The following is a 19,335-nucleotide window of genomic DNA, read 5'->3' on the forward strand; positions in this document are numbered from 1 at the left end:
ACAATGATATGCTAAACCCTGTAAAAAAATACAAAATCTGTCATCATGCTTGCTGATTCGTGCCGCTAGAGCGAAAGTTTAGGAGAAAACAATGTCTAACGAAAACCAACAGCCTACCCCAGAAGTTGAGCAAAACCCAAGTTCAGACAAAGTCAGTCCTTTCCTCAGTTCTCCACTTCCTCAAGGAGCGCCTCAAGGTCAACAGCAATCGTTACAACAAGGTTCAACATCAACACCGAATACATCAGTACCAAAATATAATTTGCCACGTGGTGCCAACACGGGAAATGTTGGAGCAACCACTCACTTTGGCTATCAAACTGTAAGCAGTGATGATAAGGCACAAAAAGTTGCTGAAGTTTTTCATTCAGTTGCAAGTAAATACGATATTATGAATGACCTGATGTCATTCGGTATCCATCGTATTTGGAAACGTTTTGCGATTAATATGTCAGGTGTTCGCCGTGGTCAACATGTACTGGATATTGCTGGTGGTACAGGTGACTTAGCAAAAGTATTTAGCCGTGAAGTCGGTCCACAAGGTCATGTCGTACTCTCAGACATCAATGAATCCATGCTAAATGTAGGTCGTGATCGTCTGATTGATGCTGGCTGTACTAACGTTGATTTCGTACTTGCCAATGCTGAAACGTTAGAACCCTTTGCCGATAATAGTTTTGATTTAGTGACTATCAGTTTTGGTTTACGTAACGTGACGGATAAAGATGCCGCACTACAAGCCATGTATCGCGTACTTAAACCAGGTGGTCGTTTATTGGTTCTCGAATTCTCTAAACCTGTGTTCGAACCATTCTCTAAGCTTTACGATCTTTATTCATTCACTGCATTACCAATCATGGGTAAACTCGTTGCCAATGACTCTGAAAGTTACAAGTATCTTGCAGAATCTATTCGTATGCATCCAGACCAACGTACCCTCAAAGGCATGATGGAAAATGCAGGCTTCCAAAGCTGTGACTACCATAACCTCACTGGTGGTATTGTTGCAGTTCACCGCGGATTCAAACTTTAAGGCTTAAGATATGTGGTCGATTTTAGCACTGGGTGCAGTCGAACGTATCATTCATCAGGTGATTGATCTGGATGCGATTACCCGTATTCAGCTCAATCAGCTACAAGGTCAATTGTTGCGGGTGGTGATCGATCATCCACAGCTCTCGGTTGATGTTTTTTTTGATGAAAATAAAGTTCGTCTGGAACCTACCGTGACTGGACACAGTCAAACCCCATCAATATTTGAACAGCGTCCCTACGATGTCCAAAATAAAATTACAGATGCCACAGCCACCCTGCATGTCGCCAATGTGGTCGAATTAGTCAAACTCCTGCTCAGTGATATGGACCAGATTGGCAATATCCCCCTACAAGGCGATTACCATTTATTACAAGATATTCAAAGAATTATGCAGCAAGCAGAGCCTGATCTCGCTGCGCATTTATCGCCTTGGATTGGTCCACAACTGGCACATGAATTGGGTAAGATTCAACTTGCACCCAAACAACTCAAGCGTTCATTACAAAGCCATTTGTTCTTTATTGAAGATACTTTAAAAGAGGATAGCGGTTTATTTGCACCACGTTGGCAAATGGATGATCTTCATCGCGAAACGCGTCAACTCAATCAAGAATTAGATCGTTTAGAAGCGAAATTTCAACAGTTACACGCTTCATTTAATCCAGCAAAACATTCCTCACAAAACTAGGTAAGATTTTATATGATTCCGCATGTTACACGGTTACTCGAACTCTGGCGTATTGCAGCACATTATCGCCTTGACACCCTGTTCCCTGCGGAAGAATTACCAGTAAAAGCCCGCCATGCCCTAAACATTATCAAAACCCATCCTGCGGCATGGTCAAGTCGAGAGAAAAAGAATCCGCTCAAGCTCAAAGAAGCTTTAGAGGATATGGGACCCTTAGCAATTAAACTGGGTCAGTTGCTTTCTACTCGTCGTGATTTGATTCCACCAGAAGTATTATCACAATTGGTGTTGTTACAAGACCGTGTCAAACCATATGACACCCAATTGGCAAAACAACGCATCCAAGAATCGCTCAAGGCTGATGTATCCACACTATTCTCTCGCTTTGATGAGCAACCCCTCGCTGCGGCATCGATTGCACAAGTTCATACTGCTGCTCTGCATGATGGTCGTGAAGTGGTGGTGAAAGTCACCCGTCCTGATATTCGCAACCAGATTCTTCAGGACTTTGAAATTTTGGCATGGCTGGGTGACTGGCTGGAAAACCGTCTGGAAGCTGCCCGTGCGCTGCACCTGTCCGAGATCATTCAAGACTATCGTCAAATTATCTTGAATGAGCTTGATCTGAGTCTAGAAGCGGACAATACCCGCCGAATGCGTCATTACTTTACGGGCTCAAGTATGATGTATGTGCCTGAAGTCTATATGGACAGTAAAGATGTGATGGTGGCTGAACGCATCACGGGTGTGCCTATTTCAGATATCGCAACCTTTGATCGTTTGGGTATGGACCGTGCGGACTTGGCAGAAAAAGGTTTAACCATCTTCTTTACCCAAGTATTTCGAGACAACTTTTTCCATGCCGACATGCACCCCGGCAATGTCTTTGTCGAAACCATTAACCCAAGCAATCCACGCTTTATTGCGCTGGACTGTGCCATCATGGGTGAACTGTCCAAACATGACCAAATGACAGTTGCCCGTATGTTGCTTGCAGTAATGAATAGCAACTTTATGCAACTGATTCAGATCGTACATCAAGCAGGTTGGATTCCACCAGGCACAGATCAAGATGCCTTGTCACGTGAAATGCGCCGCACTGTTGGTCCAATGGTATCAAAACCGATGGATCAATTGGATTTCGCAGGAATTTTGATTCAGGTGATGGATATTGCACGTCGTTTCCATTTGGAAATTCCGCCGCAATTGATGCTATTACTCAAAACATTGGTACACGTAGAAGGCTTAGGCACAGATCTTTACCCACAACTCGATATTTGGAAACTGGCAAAGCCGATTCTGACCGAATGGGTCAAAGCCAATATGAATCCTGTTAAAAATATCAAAGAAATTGGACAACAGATTCCAGATCTATTATTAGGCGCTCAAGATTTACCAACATTATTAATTGATAGTTTAAATGGTTTAAAAAATCAATCGGCTTGGCAAGATAAGCAACTCCGTGAAATTCAGCAAATGCGCTTACAAATGCAACAACAGCAGCGCCGTAGCTGGATGTTTGGCAGCACCATGTTGATTATGCTCACCATTGCGATTATTAGTCCTTGGTTTGTCTCCATCATTTTAATCGTATTAAGTGCACTGATTGCAGTTTGGCGAATTATGAAATAAGTTCAAAAATCCCTTGCTCTGACAAGGGATTTTTTATGGTTAAGATTTCTTTTCAAAAATCGTTTAGTTTCAATTAAGATCATGACTCAACAAATTTATAGACCCCTACAAAAGAATAAATAATGAAAACACCTCATTTTGCCATTATTGGTGCAGGTACAGCAGGACTTACAACGGCGATTCTTCTTGCGCGAGAAGGTCATCAGGTTACGATTTTTGAACAAGTTGACAAGCTCTCTCCAGTTGGTGCTGGTTTATTACTACAACCTTCGGGTTTAGCTGTTTTTGAACATTTAGGCGTACTCGATCAGGCATTAAAACTCGGTGCAAAAGTCACAGGTTTAGAAGGGCAACTTCCCAATAAACGTCTCTTGGTGAATAGCCACTATCATCAGGCAGGTAACAACCTTTATGGTCTCGGTATTCATCGTGCAACCTTATGTCATGTCTTAACTGAAAAATTGGCGGAATATGCAGGTCATGTTACTTGGCGAATGAGTCATAACATTGAGAAAATTGAAGAACAGCCGAATGAAATTCGATTATTTGGCACTGATCAACAACACAACTTTGATGACTGTTTCGATGCGGTACTGACTGCCAATGGCGCGCGCAGCCAACTTCGTCCTAAAGCTTGGGTCAAAGTTGATCAAGCTTATCCGTGGGGTGCAGCTTGGAGCATCGTGCCTGAATGTCTAAACTTAAATCCTGAAATTCTGCATCAATTCTATGATCGTTCTAAAATCATGATGGGCGTTCTGCCAACAGGTGCTATCCCAACGGCTCCTCAGCAAAGGCTTTCCAGTGTATTTTGGAGTTTGCCGACTTCACAACTGCAATCATTCTTAAAAACGGATGAATCAAAACAGGATTGGTTACAGCAAATTTCTAAGCGCTGGCCCGAAGTCGCAGAATGGCTTAAACAACTTTTATTGGATGAACAAAATCAACCACAATGGCTCTCGGCACAGTATCGTGATGTGGTGATGTCTCAATACGGACAAGGTCGAATCGGTGTAATTGGTGATGCTGCACATGCAATGAGTCCACAATTGGGACAAGGTGCGAATATGGCGCTTTTAGATGCGTGGGCTTTTTCCCAATCATTACAAGCTGCTCAGAAAAATCAGCAAATTGACTGGTCAATATTATGGCAACACTATCACCAACAGCGTCGATCCTCGACTCAATTCTATCAGTTCCTTAGTCGTTTACTGACTCCACTTTATCAATCTGATCATTGGTGGGCGGGTAGCATACGTGATCTTACTTTCCCGTGGATGTATCAAATCCCCTATTTCCGTAAAGAAATGGCGATTACCATTTCAGGCTTAAAAAAGGGTATGTTCGAACAAATGAGCTATCAACAGATTGCGACATACCCACACAATGAAAATGCGTTAATTCAAAACAATCAATCACTACCTGAATATGACTAAGCGCAAAAATAGGATTTGAATTAGAAATGAAAATAAGTCATTTAGATCATTTAGTTCTGACAGCCGCTAGTATTGAAACAACTTGTCAGTTTTATCAGTCTGCTCTGAATTTTGAAGTGATTACTTTCGGTGAAAATCGTAAGGCGCTTCAATTTGGTCATCAAAAAATTAATTTGCATCAAGTTGGCAAAGAGTTTGAACCTAAAGCACTTCGTCCGACTGCAGGTTCTGCGGATTTATGCTTTATTGCTGAAACATCTTTAAAGGACGTGATTGCACATCTTCACACATTAAACATAGAGATCGTTGAAGGTCCTATTGAAAGAACTGGAGCAACAGGAAAAATTTTATCAATCTATTTACGTGACCCAGACCAGAACTTGATTGAAATCTCGAATTATCTCAACACTTAAAAATTTAAATTCATCAATAAAAATAAGGTTAGACATGAAATATAGTTTTCTATGGGCTTTGTATCGGCAGGATAAAGGAAAGGCGATTCGTAAAGGATGCTGGTTCTTACTCCCTAGCATTTTTAATTTATTTTGTTTTCTAAATTTCCACTATCAACTCCTTGAATGGCAAGTAAATCCAAAATCTTCAATAGGAAGATTGATTATTAGTCCTCAATTTCCATGGGTGATCTTATGGGATATTCTCCCTTTTTTATTGCTGTTATTGATTCATCAAAAATATATAGCTCGCAGTTTAAATATTTGGGTCTCTATCACTGCTATTTATTTCCTGGTTGATGCGTGGTACTGGTCAAATTACTCTAGTGGAACACTACTCATCGTTGCTTGGGCATTGCCCTTTTTAAAAATAGAAAATACCAATTTAATGGCAACTTATATTCAATCTAACCATTAAATGATTTTTTACCCAACATACATAGCCAACCCTAGTTACAAACGCTACACTAACGGCTTTCCACTCAATGGATTTTTCACTCATGTCAAACTGGTTAGATGAAGTTAAATTTGATTCCAATGGTCTTATTCCTGCCATTGCACAACATCATCAGACTGATCGAGTGTTAATGGTTGCATGGATGAATCGTGAAGCATTACAACTGACGGCTGAAAAAAATCAAGCCGTGTATTACTCACGTTCACGTCAAAAATTGTGGCACAAAGGCGAAGAATCAGGGCACTTCCAAACAGTGCATGAAATTCGTTTAGATTGTGACGCCGATGTCATTATTCTGCAAATTGAACAGCATGGTGGAATTGCTTGCCATACAGGTCGGGAGTCTTGTTTTTATCGTAAACTCACGCCACAAGGCTGGGAAATTGTTGATGCTCAACTGAAAGATCCGACTGCAATTTACGGCGCATCTGCGAAAGTCGAAGCACACGATCATGGTCAGGCTGAACAAGTTGACGTACTTAGTCACTTAGGTCGTTTGATGCAAGAACGCAAAAAAGCTGAAGCGGATAGTTCTTATGTTGCCAGCCTATACAAAAAAGGCATCAATAAAATTTTAGAAAAAGTCGGTGAAGAAAGCGTCGAAAGCATTATTGCAGCCAAAGATTATGCAGCACATGCTTCTTTAGAAAATAAGCATGATCTGATTTATGAAGTTGCAGATTTATGGTTCCACAGTATTGTAATGCTCGGCTACTTCGACCTTGATCCACAAGAAGTCCTTGATGAACTTGCTCGTCGCCAAGGTCTATCTGGCTTGGTTGAAAAAGCCAATCGTAGTCAAGAAGCGTAAACCTCGCCTGTGTCGAATATCGAGAAACCCAAAGCCACCTATGAGCAAGCGATTGCGATAGACAATGCACGTTTAGGTCAATCCTTTAAAGTGATTGCGTATGCTGGCACAGGTAAAACCACAACTTTACAAATGATCAGTGATGCCATGCCCGAACGGCGTGGTATGTATTTAGCTTTTAACAAAGCCATTGCATCTGAAGCACAGAGTAAATTTCATGGCAATGTAAATTGTCGTACCTTTCACTCTCTTGCCTTTCGTAGCGTACCGCGTGGCGTGACTGATAAATTACGACTACCACGTTTAAGCCCAAGTTTTATTGCTAAAGAATATCGTTTAGAGCCTATTACGCTCCGTCGTTTAATGGGTGGACGTTACGAAAAATATGTGCTGATGCCAAGTCGCCTTGCGAGTTTGGTTGCCAATGCTGTCAGCTATTTCTGCTCGACCAGCTCACAATATCCTGCCCCTCGCCATATTCAAGCGCCAAGCTGGTTGCACCAAGATGATATTGAATCGTTACAACAACACTTATATCCAGCAGTTGAACGCCGTTGGTTAGAGTCGATTGATCAAAACCATCAAGCAGGGATTGGTCACGATATTTACCTCAAACTTTGGGCATTATCAGAACCTAATATTCCAACAGATTATGTTCTGTTTGATGAAGCACAAGATGCTGACCCACTCATGTTGGGTATTTTACTACGTCAAAAAAGCACACAAGTGATTTATGTCGGTGATGCACATCAGCAAATCTATGCTTGGCGTGGCGCAGTCAATGCAATGCAACAAATGCCCTTACATGAAAGTCGCTTGACGACTTCATTCCGTTTTGGTGATGCGATTGCTGATGTAGCAAACTCCATACTAGGTGCATTGAATGAAACTGTCCCTTTACTCGGCAATCCAAATGTTAAGTCCAATGTCGTCAACAAACCGCATACCAAAATGCGCGATGCGATTTTATGTCGGACCAATGCACGAGCGATGGAGTTATTACTTTCAGGTTTAGTTCATGGTGATAAAGTCAGCTTACAAGCTGATCACCAAAAACTGAGTCGTTTTGTTGATGCTGCCAGTTTACTCAAACAAGGTAAACGCATCACCGATGTGCCCGAACTGGCTTGGTTTAATTCATGGCATGATGTGCATGAATATTGCGAAACCAATGATGGTAGCGATATCAAACCTTTAGTGAAGCTGGTCGATGATCATGGTACTGAGCCACTCAAGAAAGCACTTGCCAAAATCACGCCGATTGAACAAGCAGATTATGTTATTTCAACTGCACACAAAGCCAAAGGCTTGGAATGGAATCGTGTGCATATTGAAGATGATTACCAATTTAAAATAAATGGCCTAGAACATAAAATTACAGATGAGGAATTAAGACTACTTTATGTTGCCTGTACTCGTGCTAAAGTAAGTTTAAATATTCATCATCTTTACGATTTAATACAACAATTAAAACGGGGCGCTCCCTCAAGTCTTCGCCAGTCCGTAGGTTAAAGCGCTTATGTTCAGGGAGAGCTTATGCAACTTGAATCAGTGCTATTTAAACATGTTGGTATGTTTCGCGACTTAACCATTGAATTTCAACCGACTCAACGTCCAATTACACTTATTTTAGGTGAGCAAGCTACAGGCAAAACTACAATTTTAAAAAATATCTATCAAGCCTTAACGTGGTTTTCCGCACGTTATAAAGATATTCGTACTGCAGGTGTCGTGATTGCTGATCAAGATATTTTGTTGACACGCTTACAAGCTAAAGTTCAAGTCCAAGTTAGAATGAGCAGTGAATTAACTCATCATCTACCAGAAAGTAGCTCTGCACAAACGACTGATACTCAGAATTGTAGTTGGAAGTTATTTAAAACGTTTAACAGTCAAGGCGTTGGAATTAGCCAAGTTGAAACGCAGCAACTTGATCAAATGGTATCGCTATACCAAAAAACCAGTCTTCAAGATCCATTATTTGGATTACCGTTAATTGCGTATTATCCTGCCGAACGCTTTGTACAAGAGGTTAATTTACAAAGCAAGAATGCATCAGGAACACTACAAGATATTGCTGCCTACGATTTAACAGCGATTCCATACACAACTTTTGCGCGTTTCTTTGAGTGGCTACGGGAAATTAGTGATGTTGAAAATGCTCACTCTGCCCATATCGTCAGACGTCTTATTGGCAACGATTTCAGTCAGCAGAATCAATCAGAGGTTTTGCAGCAATTACAACAAGAACTAATGAATCATCCTAAACAACTTTCAGCACCTAATTTATATGCGCTGAAAAAAAGCTTACATACCATCTTTCCAGAATTGAATGATATCTATATTCAATATATTCCTAAACTCCAATTAATGGTGCGTTACAAAGATCAGACCATTCCCTTTCAGCAATTATCGGCCTCTCTTAAATCATGGATTGCATTGGTCGGTGACATTACACGTCGTTTATGCTTGCTTAATCCACATTGTTTCGACCCATGTTTAGAAGGTGAAGGCGTATTATTAATTGATCAAATTGAGCATCAGTTAGATCAAAATATGAGTGCTGAAATTTTAGAGCGTTTGCATCAAGCATTTCCAAGACTACAAATTATTGCTTCAGGCAATCGCGATGAATTATTAGAACATGCTTTAGAATATCAATGCTTCAGGTTAGGTGATAAAGAAATTTATGAGATTAATCTTGAGAAATCTCAACAACAACTTTCACAACTCTATAATGAATTAAGTCAATCAGAAAGCATTCTCTTGCAGCAGAATCAACACTTATTAGAATCAGAAAATTTGGTCAGTAAAGTTGATGAACTCTTGCATCAAATCCAAGCGCTTGATGAACAAGAAAAGAGTCATTTGCTTCATCTACTTAAAATTGATGATACCCCTCAAGAGAGATCAATTTGATATTGGGCTTTAAGATTGATTGCATCATTAATCCTCATAAACTAAGAGGTCAATTTTTTCTTTTAAATAGGTCTTCTTTACTGAAACACTAGATTGTAGGGACAAGCATTTGATCTAAGACCAGATCTCTATCGAATGGAAAATATTCAATTAAATAGCGAACAAAAAACGTTGATAGACAAGTTTTAGCGACAAAGATGTTGTTAGTTTCATGTAATAACATCAGATTTTTGTTGATTTTTTATAGTAAAATAAAATTCATTTTTTACTTTCAAGTTGTGCAATACAACTTGCTCTTTCCGTTAACTTGATTGGGTTTCGAGACTTGAAACTTTGGCTTTCTCTTTGAACGCCTTAAGTCTTGGAAGAAAATCCACCATTAGGTCTCTCTCGACCTAAATCATCGACATGGATACCAGTGTGCTACCGATTATTATTTTATTACCTCTCATACTTGGCACAACCCTTGTCTCACAATTGCAACGTATTTCACGGGGTATGACGGCAATTGGAGCAATTGGCATTAGCCTGAGTTGTTTTATTTTACTGCTTAGCCAAGCTGAAACGGTTTTACAGGGTAATGCCCTGCAACAGAGTTGGGAATGGCTTCCACAACTGGGCATCAATCTTAGTTTTCGCCTTGATGCATTAGGATTATTGTTCGGTTTACTCATTAGTGGGATCGGCACACTGATTTATATTTATGCCTATTATTATCTCAGCCCTAAAAACTCACTCAGTAAACTGTATCAGTTGCTCATGCTATTCATGGCAGCGATGCTTGGGATTTCACTTTCCAACAATTTAATTATCTTACTGGTATTTTGGGAACTGACCAGTATTTCTTCATTCTTGCTCGTGGGCTATTGGAGTCAATATGATGCCGCCCAACGTGGTGCGCGTATGGCACTCACGATCACAGGGATGGGTGGTTTGGCGATGCTAGGGGGCTTTGTCCTCTTAGGACAGATGGCAGGTACTTACCAGATTGACCAATTGGTGTTAATGAAAGAGTCTATTCAGCAGCATCAATTATTTGTTCCCACTCTACTGCTCATTTTACTAGGTGCATTTACCAAAAGTGCGCAATTCCCATTTCACTTTTGGTTGCCAAATGCAATGGCAGCACCTACGCCTGTTTCAGCCTATCTCCATTCAGCAACGATGGTGAAAGCAGGTATATTTTTATTAGCCCGCTTAGCGCCACTCTTTATTGGGGCAGTGTTGTACCACAATATCGTAACTTTCGTCGGTTTATTCACTTTATGTATGGCAGCGGGTTTCGCCATATTCAAAGAAGATCTCAAAGGGCTTTTAGCTTATTCAACCATCAGCCATTTAGGTTTGATTGTTTGTTTACTCGGCATTGGTTCACCACTCGCTGTTGCAGCAGCAATCTTTCATATTATTAATCATGCAACATTCAAAGCTGCTCTTTTCATGATTGCAGGCATTATTGATCATGAAACAGGAACACGTGATTTACGTAAGCTCAGTGGTATCTGGCAACTTCTTCCGTTCACAGGTACTTTAACCATGATCACCGCTGCTTCGATGGCTGGTGTACCGCTAACCAATGGCTTTATTTCCAAAGAGATGTTCTTTACGGAATTACTGGCAAACCTATCAGGTCCAGTAATGATAATTGCAGCGATCGTGGCAACTTTATCCGGTATTTTTGCTGTTACTTATTCTATTCGCTTGGTACATGGCGTGTTCTTTGATGGTGGGCTTGGTAAACACGTTCCTAATAAAGATGCACACGAACCGCCTCTCGGAATGCGCTTACCTGCGATTATATTAGCGACATTATGTATTCTGGTCGGCATTCTGCCTGCACTATTGGCTGGAACAGTCGTGAATAGTGTAACGCGCGCGAGTTTGGCTCAACCTGAATTTGAGGGTGTTCATTTAGCGATTTGGCACGGTATTAATGCACCTTTAATCATGAGTCTAGTTGCATTAATGGGTGGTGGTTTATTTTACTTTAGCCTCATTAAAAATCAGCATTTACGTAAAATTGACTTAGACCCTTATTTAGGTAAATTCCAAGGCAAACTTTTATTTGAATCATTCCTGAAGCATCTCTTACTTACTAGTCGAAAAATCAAACAAAAGACTGAAACTGGTTCTCTACAAAGTTATCTTCTTTGGATTGTTTTCTTTAGCATTATTATGGTGGGTTTACCCTTATTCAATCAGGGATTAACAACTGGCACACGTGAGCTTACCCATGCTCCATGGATTGCTGTGGTCTTATGGCTCACATTATTCTCTGGCTGTTGGATGATGTTGTGGTTCCACCACGAACGGATTAAAGCTGTTTTAATTAGTGGTGCTGTTGGACTTGTCGTCACCATGGTGTTTGTCACCTTATCTGCACCAGATCTTGCACTTACGCAGATTACTGTTGATGTTGTTACTACTGTTTTATTGTTGATGAGCTTATCATTATTACCGCAGTTAACCCCTTACGAATCGAGCCGTCCACGCCGTTGGCGAGATGCAAGCTTAGCAATCGCAGGTGGTATCGGTATTGGTTGGATTACATGGCTAATATTAACGCGAGAACATAATTCAATCTCATGGTTCTTCTTACAGCAATCCCTCCCATTAGGCGGTGGTTCAAACGTCGTCAATGTCATTCTAGTTGATTTCCGTGGTTTTGATACCTTCGGTGAAATTACAGTATTGGGTATTGCGGCAATAGGGGCACTGTGTCTCATGGATGGTATGCGTGCACATGGCACCACCATGACACAAGGTTTATCTTATCGTTTTAACCCTTCACCATTGATGTTACGTATTTCAGCCTCATGGGTACTTCCCCTTGCCCTTGTCATCAGTATCTACATTTTTATGCGTGGTCATAACTATCCGGGGGGTGGCTTCATTGCAGGTCTGATTACGGCAATGGCGCTGATTATTCAATATATTGTTTTAGGTCAGGATAGAACCGAACAACTGATCAAAGCAAAATCTGGTCGTTTATATGAGATTTGGATTGGCTCAGGTTTAGCAATTGCAGGTTTAACGGGTATTGCAGCTTGGTTTTGGGCACGCCCATTCTTAACAACAGCACATATTTATATAGAACCGCCATTATTTGGAAAAATGCATTTAGCTTCGGCTGTGTCATTTGATCTAGGGGTTTATATGACCGTTGTTGGCGCGACAATGCTGCTAATTTCAGTCTTAGGGGATTCGCGTCACTCAAGTATGTCAGGACCTGTTCCAAGTGGAGATAAATAAACATGGTTAGTATTGAGTTTTTGCTCGCTTCGGGAATTGGTCTGCTAACAGCAACAGGCATCTATTTAATTTTACGTGCCAGAACCTTTCCTGTCGTACTCGGTCTGGCCATGATCGGTTATGCCGTAAATTTATTTTTATTTGCAGTCGGTCGTATTCAAATTAATGCACCTGCAATCATTACAGAAACAACTAAAGTAACAGATCCGTTACCGCAAGCGTTGGTACTCACTGCGATTGTGATTGGTTTTGCAACAACCGCTTTTATTGTACAACTTGCTTTACGCAGTCGTTATGAATCGGGCACGGATCATGTTGACTCCAAAGAAGAAGCAACTGTGACTTATGACCCACGTGAGGATGAGCCATAATGTTTGATTTCAATAATTTTTGGCATGCTCATACTCCTATTTTAAGTATTTTAATTCCAGCATTTACGAGTTTTTTACTACTTTTATTAGGCAATCCTGGTTCTGGTTCTCTAAAACAGGATTGGCGCCAACCTTGGCGACGTGGCATTAGCTTAGGTTCTGCACTTCTAGGCTTAATCACAGCAATCAGTTATTTGATGATCGCAAATACAGGTCAAGTTACCGTTTATCAACTTGGTGAATGGTCTGCTCCTTTTGGAATTGTTTTAGTTCTCGATCGTCTCGCTGCATTCATGTTGGTGCTCACTTATGCACTTGCAGTGCCTGTCATTTGGTACGCAAGTGATAACTGGGATACCCGTGGGCGCTATTTCCACACCATGTTCCATTTTTTGTTAATGGGTATAACGGGTGCATTCCTGACAGGTGACTTATTTAACTTATTCGTGTTTTTTGAAATCCTGTTAATGGCATCTTATGTATTGCTATTACATGGTCAAGGGCGACCACGTTTCCAGCTAGGCATACATTACGTCACGATTAACTTACTCGCATCAGCGCTATTTTTGATTGGTTTAGGGATGATCTACGGTAGCGTTGGTAGTTTAAATATGGCTGATGTGAGTCGCCTTATCCCAACCTTAGACAGCGATCAACATAAACTTGCAATCGCGGGTGGCTTGTTACTGTTTGTGGTATTTGGGATCAAAGCAGCAATGCTACCTGTCGGCTTTTGGCTACCAAAAACCTATGCTGTTGCAAGCACACCTGTTGCTGCAATTTTTACTATTATGACCAAAGTTGGTATTTATGCCATTCTACGTGTCAATGGTACTGTTTTTGATGATGCAATGGCACAAAGTATTTTCAAAAACTGCTTATTAATGATTGGTTTGATTACTTCATTCTATGGTGTAATCGGTGCAATTGCTGCTGAACGCTTACGCCGTTTTGTTGGCTTTATGGTGTTGTCATCGATTGGAACATTACTCATCGCTATTGCCATGTTTAATACCCAAGCATGGTCAGCAGCATTGTATTATTTAGTCCACAGTACCCTAATTGCGGCTGCATTCTATTTATTTTGTGGTTGGATAACTGCGCAACGTGGTTCATTTAAAGATCATTTAAAAGTTGCACCGAAAATCAAACAGGAAAAAGCGGCTGCTTTTACTTATTTTACCATTGCATTAATGATGGCAGGTTTACCCCCTTTCAGTGGTTTCTTAGGTAAAGTTTTTATCTTACAGGCTACTGCTGAAACGCCTTATCAAGGTTGGATTATTGCTGTTATTCTGATTGTTAGCTTACTTAGCATTATCGCATTCACACGTGTTGGTTTTATCCTTTTTTGGCGTGCTAGCCCACCCGAAGAAAACTCTAAAGAATCAGCATATACCGCTTATCAAGCACTACCTGATACAGCACCTAATCGGAATGACAAAGCAATCTATGTACTACTGATTGCTTTGATGAGTTATGTTGTATTTGCAGCACCAATCCAGAGTTATACAACTTCAACTGCACAACAAATTCAAAATCATGCGCTTTATCAACAAGCGATTCTAAAACATGATAGTCAAGGTCGTGCCATTAGCGTGCAGCCATTTGATGCGGCATATTTGCCTGAAACTAAATATGGCGGTGAAGTTGAAGATCATAATGCGATATTAATTCCAGATGTTATCTCAAAACCGACGCTACAAGGCGAACATATTTCGGAATATAAACAACGTCAAATTGCTGAGCAAACTTTATCAAATCCAACTATTCCAAATACCACACAATTAAAACCGATGGAGGAACGCTAATGCAAAAACGTGCTTTGCTTGATCGTTGGTTTCCCCACCCCTTTGTGTCATTTTTAATTTTTGTGACTTGGCTCATGCTGTCACATAGTTTAGACATCACAGATATTTTTATTGCAATTCTATTAGGTATCTTTGTTTCACGTTTGGTAAGCCCTTTTATTGCACGTACACCACATATTCATTGGTTTCCTGCAATCAAACTTTTTTTTGTGGTGTTATGGGATATTGTGATTTCAAACTTTCGTGTAGCTAAAATGGTGCTTGGACCAATGGATGAGTTGCATCCAAAATGGTATCGCGTGCCATTAGAAACTGAACATGAGCAAGTAAATACTCTACTCGCAATGATCATTACAACAACGCCAGGTACGGTATCCGCAGGGATTGATCAAGAGCGAGGAGATATTTTAGTTCATGCACTCAGTACCGATAATGTTGAATTAGATATTCAAGACATCAAAAATCGTTATGAGCTACCTTTGCTCGAAATCTTTGATGTAAAGATTGCAGAAGGAGCAGCAAAATGACCATTTTACCTTATGCACTTGCGATTAGTTTAGTGGCGATCACGATCTCCATGTTTCTTTGTCTCATCCGCATGATCATTGGGCCATCTGTCGTTGATCGCTTGTTAGCACTCGATACTCTTTTTCTTAATGCAACATGCTTAATTGTGGTGTTAGGCATCTATTGGGCAAGTACCAATGTATTTGAAGGTGCTTTATTGGTGGCGATGCTCGGTTTCGTTTCAACTGTTGCACTGGCTCGCTATTTTACCACTGGACATGTGATTGATTAAGGAGAGTGGTTATGCAAATAATTTTTGAGATTATCATTTCGTTCTTTTTGATGTTTGGTGCATTTTTCATGCTCGTTGGTTCAATCGGAATGATTCGCCTACCCGACTTATTTATGCGTCTGCATGCACCGACTAAATCAAGTACGCTAGGCTTAGGAAGCTTTTTAATTGCAGCTATGATATTTGGAGCGACACAAGGTCGGTTTGGTTTTGCCGAATTGTTGATTACTTTATTTGCCTTTATTACTGCTCCAGTATCTGCCAATTTAATGGCACAAGCTGCAATTCATTTACGTTTGCGTTCAACCAGTGGTGATGTTCCAGAAGCTTTAAATCGTCCGCTACCATGGCAACGTTATCGTCGTAACACAGAAAAGAAAGATCAACTTTAAGTCGGTCTTTTTATTGAGTTCAATGTATTTTTTAAGTTTTAGAAACCCTAAGCTAGTTAATTAGCTGAAAGATATAATTTTAATAGAAAAAATCATATCAATCTAGACAATGATCTATAGCACAAAAGAAAGCCACCCGAAGGTGGCTTTCTTTTAGAACTTATTCTTTATCGTCTTGCCCTTGTTCAGGCAGATCCTTCACAGCTTCCGCGATCAGACCAAACATATAGTTACCATAGGCATTGGTTTTATCGTAATGGAAACGCAATCTTGGCGTAATACGTGTCTTGATACGACGGCTCAATTCATGACGCAAGAAACCAGAAGCTTTATTCAATACATCTAAAGTTTCTTTATTTGCGACTTCACTTTGCTCATCACCAAGTTCACGCCCCATCACAGTGACATAAACTTCAGCATAACCCATGTCTGCACTGACTTTCACCGCAGAGATGGTCACTAGACCACCTAAGCGAGGATCTTTAAGCTCTTGACGGATCAGCTCAGACAACTCACGTTGCACTGAATCCGCCATGCGCTTTAAGCGTTGGCTACCCGCCATTAAAGACTCCGTTTAATCAATTGAACATCATAGACTTCGATCTTGTCTTTAACTTTGATGTCTTTATAGCCTTTGACCGCAAGACCACATTCCATACCAGCACGAACTTCTTCAACCACTTCTTTATAACGACGAAGAGATTCAAGTTCACCTTGGAATACAACTACGTCATCACGTAATACGCGAATCGGTTTATTACGATGCAGTGTACCTTCAAGTACCATACAGCCAGCTGCTGCACCAAACTTACTTGAGTGGAAGACTTCACGTACTTCTGCAACACCCAAGATCGTTTCACGATGTTCAGGTGCAAGCTTACCGCTCATTGCAGCTTTTACATCATCAATTAAATGATAGATGACGCTATAATAACGAATATCGATGCCATCTTGATCAGATTTTTGACGAGCAGTGTTATCTGCACGGACGTTGAAACCTAATAATACTGCTTCTGATGATTCAGCTAAAGTCACATCTGACTCTGTGATTGCACCAACACCAGAACCAATGATACGGACTTTCACTTCATCAGTAGAAAGCTCATCAAGTGCAACATGTAATGCTTCTAAAGTACCACGCACATCGGTTTTGAGCACGACATTCACATAAGGAATATCTTTTTTACCCATAGATGCCATGATGTTTTCAAGACGCATTGCGCTTGCGCGCTCTAGACGTTTATGACGTTCACGATCTGAACGAGCATCTGCAACTTCACGTGCTTTCTTCTCATCATTCACGACAAGAACTTCGTCACCTGCCATTGGTGCATCAGGCAAACCTAAAATTTCAACTGGAATTGAAGGACCCGCTGAGGTGATACGTTGACCATTTTCATCAACCATCGCACGTACGCGACCATAAGATGAACCTGCAAGAACCAAATCACCAATATTCAAAGTACCGTTTTGTACCAGAATAGAAGTCACTGCACCGCGACCTTTGTCAACACGTGCTTCAATCACTACACCTTGTGCCGCGCCTTCTGCTGAAGCTTTAAGCTCCATCAATTCAGCTTGGATCAAGATGAGATCAAGTAACTCATCGATACCCGCACCAGAGTGTGCTGAAACTTTAGCGATAGGTGTATCCCCACCCCATTCTTCAGGCACGATTTCTTTATGTGCTAATTCATTTAATACACGATCGACATCAGCAGATTCTTTGTCCATCTTGTTAATAGCAACAATAATCGGTGTACCCGCAGCACGCGCATGATCAATTGCTTCAGCAGTTTGTGGCATTACACCATCATCAGCTGCAACAACAAGAACTACGATATCTGTTGCTTTCGCACCACGTGCACGCATCGATGTAAACGCAGCATGTCCTGGTGTATCTAAGAAAGTAATAATGCCTTTCTCAGTTTCAACATGGTATGCACCGATATGCTGGGTAATACCACCCGCTTCGCCTGCTGCCACTTTAGAACGACGGATGCGATCAAGTAACGATGTCTTACCATGGTCAACGTGACCCATAATGGTAACAACTGGCGGACGAGTTGTTTGCTCACCACGTGCTTCTTCAGCTGCAACTAATAAGTTGTCTTCTGCTTGTGTATCAGAAACTAAAACTGGATTGTGGCCCAATTCTTCAACTACTAATACTGCTGTATCTTGATCAATCGCTTGGTTTTGAGTAACAAGTTCACCCATTTTCATAAGTGTTTTAATTACTTCACGAACCTTAACCGCCATTTTCTGTGCAAGATCAGCAACAATAATTTTTTCACCGATCTCAACATCATAAATTTGCTTCTTAACAGGTTTTTCAAAACCATGTTTATTCGCTTGGCTAGTTTTTAAACCACGCTTATGATGACTCTTGCTAAAGCTTTGCTCAGCCTGAGCATCACCACCACGACCACCTTTTTTACCGGCACGTGGATTTGCTGTCGCACCACCGCGTTTAATTTCACGGTCTTCCTTATTAAAGGAATCTTCATATGCTTGGCCAACAAGACCAGCAGCTAAAGGTGAATCATCGATTACACGAATCGTTGTAGTCGCATCATCACTCGAATATTTTGATGCCATTTTACGCATTTGCTCAAGCGTACGCTGTTGCGCTTCTTCAGCAGCCTTACGACGGACTGCTTCTTCAGTTGCTTTCAACTGTGCTGCTTGTGCTTCACGTGCTTTCTTTTGTTCAGGTGTTTCTGTAGGGCGAACAACAGGCGCTTTCAAAATCTTATCGCTGTTACGCTTTTTCACTACAACTGCTGCTTTCGCAGTTGTTTGACCTGCATTATCAGAAGTATGTGCTGCACGCATTGCTTCTAACGTTGCATTGGCTTTTTGTTCAGCTACATCACGTGCATTTTGAACAGCTACATCACGTGCATTTTGCTCTGCGCGTACTTTAGCATCTGCTTCTGCACGTGCTTTCGCTTCTGCTGCAAGTAATTCTGGATTCGGTTTAGCAAAAACTTGTTTCTTGCGAACTTCAACATTAATGTTTTTTGCTTTACCCGAAGTACTTGTTACTTTAGCAGTACTGGTTGTTTTACGTTTCAACGCAATTTTTCCTGTGTTACCACTGTCCTGACCATGTACTTTTTTCAAGTGATTGATCAAAGTATCTTGCTGTTCAGCGGTAATAATGTCATCTGCTTTACGCTGTGGTAGACCTGCTTCGCGAACCTGCTCTAGGAGTTTCTCTACAGGACGTTCTACGCTGAGCGCTAACTCTTGAATCGACTTGTCCGTCAT

At 40.9% G+C, this 19,335-nt stretch carries 17 protein-coding genes; 15 read left to right on the forward strand and 2 right to left on the reverse strand.

The annotated features are described in order from the left end of the window. The first annotated feature begins 91 nt into the window (after positions 1–91). From ubiE to CDG59_RS01160, 15 genes are all read left to right on the forward strand, one after another. Entirely contained in the window at positions 92–1,033 is a 942-nt protein-coding gene (gene ubiE / locus CDG59_RS01090; RefSeq protein WP_004659241.1) for a bifunctional demethylmenaquinone methyltransferase/2-methoxy-6-polyprenyl-1,4-benzoquinol methylase UbiE, read from the forward strand. A gap of 10 nt (positions 1,034–1,043) precedes the next feature. Beyond that, entirely contained in the window at positions 1,044–1,724 is a 681-nt protein-coding gene (locus CDG59_RS01095) for an SCP2 domain-containing protein (RefSeq protein WP_087543021.1), read from the forward strand. 12 nt (positions 1,725–1,736) lie between these two features. Then, the gene (locus CDG59_RS01100) at positions 1,737–3,356 is read left to right on the forward strand and encodes an ABC1 kinase family protein (RefSeq protein WP_087543022.1); all 1,620 of its coding nucleotides are present in this window, start codon (positions 1,737–1,739) and stop codon (positions 3,354–3,356) included. A 122-nt stretch (positions 3,357–3,478) separates the two neighbouring features. Then, complete coding sequence (locus CDG59_RS01105; RefSeq protein ID WP_087543024.1) at positions 3,479–4,795, forward strand: FAD-dependent oxidoreductase; 1,317 nt, start codon at positions 3,479–3,481, stop codon at positions 4,793–4,795. A gap of 26 nt (positions 4,796–4,821) precedes the next feature. Continuing rightward, positions 4,822–5,208, forward strand: a complete 387-nt coding sequence (locus tag CDG59_RS01110; RefSeq protein ID WP_087543026.1) for a VOC family protein — start codon at positions 4,822–4,824, stop codon at positions 5,206–5,208. A 34-nt stretch (positions 5,209–5,242) separates the two neighbouring features. Beyond that, positions 5,243–5,665 (forward strand): hypothetical protein, encoded by a 423-nt coding sequence (locus CDG59_RS01115; RefSeq protein ID WP_087543027.1) that lies wholly within the window; start codon positions 5,243–5,245, stop codon positions 5,663–5,665. An 82-nt stretch (positions 5,666–5,747) separates the two neighbouring features. Next, positions 5,748–6,515, forward strand: a complete 768-nt coding sequence (gene hisIE / locus CDG59_RS01120) for a bifunctional phosphoribosyl-AMP cyclohydrolase/phosphoribosyl-ATP diphosphatase HisIE (protein WP_087543029.1) — start codon at positions 5,748–5,750, stop codon at positions 6,513–6,515. Between the two features lie 9 nt (positions 6,516–6,524). Beyond that, positions 6,525–8,027 carry a UvrD-helicase domain-containing protein gene (locus CDG59_RS01125; protein WP_087543031.1) on the forward strand — a complete coding sequence of 501 codons (1,503 nt, stop codon included), beginning with the start codon at positions 6,525–6,527 and terminating at the stop codon, positions 8,025–8,027. Positions 8,028–8,051: 24 nt separating this feature from the next. Beyond that, on the forward strand, positions 8,052–9,434 hold the full coding sequence (locus CDG59_RS01130) for an ATP-binding protein (protein WP_087543033.1): 1,383 nt from the start codon (positions 8,052–8,054) through the stop codon (positions 9,432–9,434). Between the two features lie 408 nt (positions 9,435–9,842). Further along, positions 9,843–12,686, forward strand: a complete 2,844-nt coding sequence (locus CDG59_RS01135) for a monovalent cation/H+ antiporter subunit A (RefSeq protein WP_087543035.1) — start codon at positions 9,843–9,845, stop codon at positions 12,684–12,686. A gap of 2 nt (positions 12,687–12,688) precedes the next feature. Beyond that, on the forward strand, positions 12,689–13,057 hold the full coding sequence (locus CDG59_RS01140; protein WP_005218581.1) for a Na+/H+ antiporter subunit C: 369 nt from the start codon (positions 12,689–12,691) through the stop codon (positions 13,055–13,057). Then, a complete protein-coding gene (locus CDG59_RS01145) occupies positions 13,057–14,868 on the forward strand; it encodes a monovalent cation/H+ antiporter subunit D (RefSeq protein WP_087543037.1) in 1,812 nt (603 codons plus the stop codon). The genes CDG59_RS01140 and CDG59_RS01145 overlap by 1 nt, the downstream gene beginning before the upstream one ends. After that, entirely contained in the window at positions 14,868–15,395 is a 528-nt protein-coding gene (locus tag CDG59_RS01150) for a Na+/H+ antiporter subunit E (protein ID WP_087543039.1), read from the forward strand. Before CDG59_RS01145 ends, CDG59_RS01150 begins: the two co-directional genes overlap by 1 nt. Further along, positions 15,392–15,667 (forward strand): monovalent cation/H+ antiporter subunit F, encoded by a 276-nt coding sequence (locus CDG59_RS01155; RefSeq protein ID WP_004659265.1) that lies wholly within the window; start codon positions 15,392–15,394, stop codon positions 15,665–15,667. Before CDG59_RS01150 ends, CDG59_RS01155 begins: the two co-directional genes overlap by 4 nt. 11 nt (positions 15,668–15,678) lie before the next feature. Then, positions 15,679–16,059, forward strand: a complete 381-nt coding sequence (locus tag CDG59_RS01160; protein ID WP_087543041.1) for a Na+/H+ antiporter subunit G — start codon at positions 15,679–15,681, stop codon at positions 16,057–16,059. 160 nt (positions 16,060–16,219) lie between these two features. Here CDG59_RS01160 and CDG59_RS01165 read toward each other — a convergent pair whose 3' ends face one another. Both CDG59_RS01165 and infB read right to left on the reverse strand, forming a co-directional pair. Then, positions 16,220–16,621: a ribosome-binding factor A gene (locus CDG59_RS01165; RefSeq protein ID WP_004659268.1), complete on the reverse strand. Its 402-nt coding sequence runs from the start codon at positions 16,619–16,621 to the stop codon at positions 16,220–16,222. After that, a complete protein-coding gene (infB, locus tag CDG59_RS01170) occupies positions 16,621–19,335 on the reverse strand; it encodes a translation initiation factor IF-2 (RefSeq protein WP_004659269.1) in 2,715 nt (904 codons plus the stop codon). The genes CDG59_RS01165 and infB overlap by 1 nt, the downstream gene beginning before the upstream one ends.

It is taken from the genome of Acinetobacter sp. WCHA29, assembly GCF_002165335.1.
Classification (GTDB): Bacteria; Pseudomonadota; Gammaproteobacteria; order Pseudomonadales; family Moraxellaceae; genus Acinetobacter.

Coding starts and splice junctions, on each gene's coding strand:
- hisIE (WP_087543029.1), top strand. CDS start 5,748: ATGTCAAACTGGTTAGATGAAGTTAAATTTGATTCCAATGGTCTTATT.
- CDG59_RS01095 (WP_087543021.1), top strand. CDS start 1,044: ATGTGGTCGATTTTAGCACTGGGTGCAGTCGAACGTATCATTCATCAG.
- CDG59_RS01110 (WP_087543026.1), top strand. CDS start 4,822: ATGAAAATAAGTCATTTAGATCATTTAGTTCTGACAGCCGCTAGTATT.
- infB (WP_004659269.1), bottom strand. CDS start 19,335: ATGACGGACAAGTCGATTCAAGAGTTAGCGCTCAGCGTAGAACGTCCT.
- CDG59_RS01130 (WP_087543033.1), top strand. CDS start 8,052: ATGCAACTTGAATCAGTGCTATTTAAACATGTTGGTATGTTTCGCGAC.
- CDG59_RS01165 (WP_004659268.1), bottom strand. CDS start 16,621: ATGGCGGGTAGCCAACGCTTAAAGCGCATGGCGGATTCAGTGCAACGT.
- CDG59_RS01100 (WP_087543022.1), top strand. CDS start 1,737: ATGATTCCGCATGTTACACGGTTACTCGAACTCTGGCGTATTGCAGCA.
- CDG59_RS01115 (WP_087543027.1), top strand. CDS start 5,243: ATGAAATATAGTTTTCTATGGGCTTTGTATCGGCAGGATAAAGGAAAG.
- ubiE (WP_004659241.1), top strand. CDS start 92: ATGTCTAACGAAAACCAACAGCCTACCCCAGAAGTTGAGCAAAACCCA.
- CDG59_RS01145 (WP_087543037.1), top strand. CDS start 13,057: ATGTTTGATTTCAATAATTTTTGGCATGCTCATACTCCTATTTTAAGT.
- CDG59_RS01105 (WP_087543024.1), top strand. CDS start 3,479: ATGAAAACACCTCATTTTGCCATTATTGGTGCAGGTACAGCAGGACTT.
- CDG59_RS01155 (WP_004659265.1), top strand. CDS start 15,392: ATGACCATTTTACCTTATGCACTTGCGATTAGTTTAGTGGCGATCACG.
- CDG59_RS01135 (WP_087543035.1), top strand. CDS start 9,843: ATGGATACCAGTGTGCTACCGATTATTATTTTATTACCTCTCATACTT.
- CDG59_RS01160 (WP_087543041.1), top strand. CDS start 15,679: ATGCAAATAATTTTTGAGATTATCATTTCGTTCTTTTTGATGTTTGGT.
- CDG59_RS01140 (WP_005218581.1), top strand. CDS start 12,689: ATGGTTAGTATTGAGTTTTTGCTCGCTTCGGGAATTGGTCTGCTAACA.
- CDG59_RS01150 (WP_087543039.1), top strand. CDS start 14,868: ATGCAAAAACGTGCTTTGCTTGATCGTTGGTTTCCCCACCCCTTTGTG.